The sequence below is a fragment of the Hyphomicrobium sp. genome (genome assembly GCF_035572195.1).
Taxonomy (GTDB): Bacteria; Pseudomonadota; Alphaproteobacteria; order Rhizobiales; family Hyphomicrobiaceae; genus Hyphomicrobium_B.
In genome coordinates this window covers 1-3,721 of record NZ_DATNBA010000139.1, presented here as the reverse complement: position 1 = coordinate 3,721, position 3,721 = coordinate 1, and the positions used below count along the sequence as shown (strand labels likewise).

At 59.3% G+C, this 3,721-nt stretch carries 2 protein-coding genes and 2 pseudogenes; 2 read left to right on the top strand and 2 right to left on the bottom strand.

The annotated features are described in order from the left end of the window. Positions 1–600 (bottom strand): annotated as a pseudogene (locus VN623_RS12065) (porin); the annotation flags it as partial. 351 nt (positions 601–951) lie between these two features. Continuing rightward, positions 952–1,389, bottom strand: a complete 438-nt coding sequence (locus VN623_RS12060; protein ID WP_325571237.1) for a hypothetical protein — start codon at positions 1,387–1,389, stop codon at positions 952–954. A gap of 283 nt (positions 1,390–1,672) precedes the next feature. Here VN623_RS12060 and VN623_RS12055 point away from each other — a divergent pair, with 283 nt between their 5' ends. Together VN623_RS12055 and VN623_RS12050 are read left to right on the top strand one after the other, a co-directional pair. Further along, positions 1,673–3,244, top strand: coding sequence for a glucan biosynthesis protein G (locus VN623_RS12055; protein ID WP_325571236.1), 1,572 nt, complete (start codon positions 1,673–1,675; stop codon positions 3,242–3,244). Then, a pseudogene (locus tag VN623_RS12050) lies at positions 3,229–3,721 on the top strand (glucans biosynthesis glucosyltransferase MdoH); the annotation flags it as partial. The gene VN623_RS12055 and the pseudogene VN623_RS12050, both read left to right, overlap by 16 nt.

The window sequence follows — 3,721 nt, the reverse complement described above, 5'->3', positions numbered from 1 at the left end:
CGAGTTGCGGATGAAGAAGCTGTTGACGTCGAACGACACCCAGTTGGCAGGAACGAGCGAGCCCGAACCGTCAACGAGAATGGCCGTGTTGTCCGAAGCCTGCGACTGCTTACCAACCGACACCTTGCCGAGTTGGTCGCTCTTGATGAACCAGAACGACTGCAGCGTGCCGACGCCGTTGCTAGTACCCGTCAAAACCGACGGGCCATCAACGACCAACTGGCTCTGGGTCAAGCTATCCGAGCCCATGGCTTCGAGATGCAGAACGTAACCAGCCGACCATCCGGGAACGATCGTGGCCTGGCCCGTGAACTTCACGTGGCTGCCAAGCGTCGTACCAAGATCGTGGACGTAGACGTTCGATTCTTGTCCGTCATCCCAGAACATGACCTGCTGGCCGACCCAGCCGGACACCGTAAGCGAGACTTTGCGGTTACCCTTGCGGGCCGTCGTTGCTTCGAGTTCCGCGATGCGTTCCTCGAGATCTGCGCAGCAGTTGCCCCCGAGGTCAGCTGCAAATGCGCTGGTGCTGCTGCTGATCGACATGCCGCCTGCCAGCAGGCCTGCCGCCACCAGGGCACTCAGACTATACTTTCTCATAGACCTACTCCCGTCTGAACTTGAGGAATGACGGACGGAACGGAACTGTTCTGCCCAACACTCTTCTTCTATGCGATGTTGTTAACCCGTCCTCAAACCCGTCTTCCGCGGTTACGGGCTCCCCCCGAATCACCGCTCAGGGCGCTGTTTAAAGCAGATAAGATTCGCGGGTGAAATAGGTTTGGCGAAACTGCCTGTGGAATCGCATAGATTTGTGACACAAAAGCCACGAGCGCCGAAGCCGCCACAGCATCGTCATAAGGCCGCCGAAGTTGAAGCGCAGGCGGACCGGTAAATCACTAAACACTAATCAGTTTCGGTGGTTAGTCGTCACGGATGACGTATCGAGCGTCACAGTCGCGGCGGCAAGGTTCGCGTTTGAATGAACCGACGTGAGGCAAAGGCCAGCAGCACAACGAGAAGCGCAGAGGAGTGCGTTAGCAGCACCGTCGCCGGTCGCGTTGCGTAGCTGGCGAGCACAAACTGCTCGTAAAATGCCGGGTGAAAGCGGTCGGCTTGCCCATAATTCCAGCGAAACTGATCCTGCATCGCGTCGAGAAGCAAATAGGTGTGGGCCAGCGCATTGCCGTTGATCCACTCGAAGGCTGCGACGCCAAGTACGGCGAAGAATTTCGCTATCGCATTGAGGTTTTCCACTGCGTGGTCGTAGATAAAGAGGAGTGCGAAGAGGGCGATGTGGACCGTGACGAAGAACTGCCAGAGGAAATCGATCTGGCCGCGCACGGCCATGATGGCTTCAACGAGCGTGCCCTCCTGCAATGGCGCCATTTAACCCTCGAGAAAGATCTGCCTGCACCCCCGGAGCGCCGGTTCTATAAACGAACGAATTGTCAGAGTAAAATTTGTTTGGATCGACATTCGGGCGCCGCGCGTTTTGATTTCGGGGGCCGCCACAATGCGGGCGAACTAGAAAGTCACACGTTTGAACCGCGAGCGAGGAAAATCTGCCACAATCGTTCTCTAGCACCGTCAAATCCGTGTTCGGGGAAGCGCTCGCTGTGGGCGTGCATGGGCTCAATCGCTCAATCCAGGGGTTGGCGGCATACCGGAAATGACAGGTAAATTGTTGGACCGCCGATCGGTGCTTGGACAGGCCGCGGCGGCGACTTACGCACTTGCGGCAGCGAAATGGGCGCTGGCGGTGTCCGCCGCGCAGGCCGAGGGGGAAAGTCCCCGACCGGCGGGCCCGGCAGGTATCGTGTTCAGTCCGAACACCGTCAAAACCGAAGCCAAGCGACTCTCGGACCAGCCGTTTTCGAAGCCGGCGATGGAGTTGCCGAAGCCTTTCGACAAGCTGTCCTACGACCAATATCGCGACATCCGGTTTCGGCCGGAGAAGGCGATCTGGAAGGACGACCACCTCGATTTCCAGGTCCAGCCGTTCGCGATGGGCTGGCTTTACGATATGCCGGTCGATCTGTGGACCGTTGAAAACGGCACAGCGACCCGCCTCATCGCGGATAGCAGACTCTTTTCCTTCGGGCCGCTGATCGGTCCCGGCCCCGATGCGGCTCCCTACGGCTTTTCGGGCTTTCGCATTCATGGTCCGATCAATCGCGCCGATTATTTCGACGAGTATGCCGTATTTCAGGGTGCGAGCTATTTGCGCGCGGTCGGTCGCGATGAGGGCTACGGAGCATCGGCCCGGGGTCTTGCCCTCAATACGGCGCGTCCGGGCGGCGAAGAATTTCCGTTCTTCCGATCATTTTGGCTCGAAAAGCCGAAGCCCGGTGCAACCGAAATTGTCGTCCATGCGTTGCTGGACAGCCAGTCGACCACGGGGGCCTATCGCTTTGTGATCGCGCCCGGTGAAATCACCACAATGGATGTTGAGGCAATTTTGTATCCGCGTACCGCTCTTCAACATGTCGGCATCGCGCCACTGACAAGCATGTTTCTGCACGGTCAGGGAAGCCAACGTTCATCAAACGACTTCCGTCCCGCCGTCCATGACAGCGAGGGCTTGGCGATGGTAAACGGCAGCGGAGAGCGTATCTGGCGGCCGCTCAATAACCCCAAGACGCTGCAAGTCAGCGCTTTCATGGACAAAAGTCCGATGGGTTTCGGGTTCTGGCAGCGCGACCGATCTTTCAGCAATTTCGAAGATCTCGAGGCGCACTACGAGCGGCGTCCGAGTGTCTGGGTCGAACCCAAAGGATCGTGGGGCGACGGGTTCGTCGAGCTCATCGAGATTCCGGCGGACGACGAGATTCATGACAACGTCGTCGCTTATTGGAAACCTGCGGGGGATCTCGCCGCCGGTGGTCCGCACCTTTTTGCCTACAAGTTGTCGTGGGGCGAAGACGTTCCGCCGGCGTGGTCCGGCGCGCGCGTTCTCAAGACCCGGATCGGCGCATCCAAAAAACCGCATACCGTTTTATTCGTCATCGATCTGACAGGTCCGTCGGTCAAAGATGCTCGTGATTTGCCCGTGGCCGATGTCTCGGGCAGCGCGGGGAAAATCAAAAACGTCGTCGTGCAGCGCAATCCCGAGATTTCGGGTGTGCGGGTGTTGTTCGAGTTGGTACCCGGCGAAGCCGATCTCGTCGAGCTGCGTTTCGTTTTGAAGGCTGGTGCACAAGCGGTTTCGGAGACCTGGCTTTACAGATGGACGAAGCCGTAAACGAAAACTTCAAGGACGGAACGCTGCAGGCGTCTTTGCATCCGTTGCCTCCGCTTGACGCTGGTCCCTGGTCGTCGTTGCCGCCCGGGGCGCCGCTCGACATGCCGGAGCAGAACTTCGCGGCTCGCATCGAGCGCGTCCGCGAGCCGAGGCGGCGCGGATACTGGGTGCCGCGCGCAGCGATATTCACCGGCGCTGCCGTGCTGACGGCAGCATTTGCGCACGAGCTTTTCAGCATCCTGGCATTCGTCGTCATCACGCCGGTGCAGTTCCTCTTTCTCATTCTCTCAACGATTGCGTTCGGCTGGATTGCGGTCGGGAGCCTTAGCGCAGCGTTGGGCTTTCTGCCGCTTTTCGCCGGCGAGCATCCCGACACGATCGAGCCGCCGTTGCCGAGCTTGCCGCTCGAGCCGCGAACGGCGCTGCTGTTTCCCGTCTATCACGAGGAGCCGGCGCGGATCGCGGGAGCCATCGAAG